This window comes from Companilactobacillus nantensis DSM 16982 (assembly GCF_001435815.1).
Taxonomy (GTDB): domain Bacteria; phylum Bacillota; class Bacilli; order Lactobacillales; family Lactobacillaceae; genus Companilactobacillus; species Companilactobacillus nantensis.
The window spans coordinates 1-285 of sequence record NZ_AZFV01000090.1; the positions used below are offsets into that span (position 1 = coordinate 1).

General features: G+C 35.1%; 1 protein-coding gene. It reads left to right on the forward strand.

Annotation, left to right across the window (positions count from 1 at the left end):
- Positions 1–76: 76 nt before the first annotated feature.
- A partial coding sequence (locus FD31_RS13810) for a transposase (protein ID WP_157049182.1) occupies positions 77–285 on the forward strand: 209 nt, incomplete at its 3' end.

The following is a 285-nucleotide window of genomic DNA, read 5'->3' on the forward strand; positions in this document are numbered from 1 at the left end:
AAGGTACTGAGTATATAATTTGATACAGATAAATAAGAGCACTTCTGAGAAAATAAATCTTGGAGGTGCTTTTGCTTTGACTAATAATAAATATTCATATGAAACTAAATTAGAAGCCATTAGGCTTTTGAATGCCGGTGTCTCCGGCAGACAAATTGTTAAACAGCTTGGTCTGAAGAGTGATGGACTTATTTATACTTGGAGAAAATATCTTCGTGATGGAGACTATTACCGTCTTTCTCAACCTCAAGGGAAACAATATAAATACAACAAAGGCGTGACGGA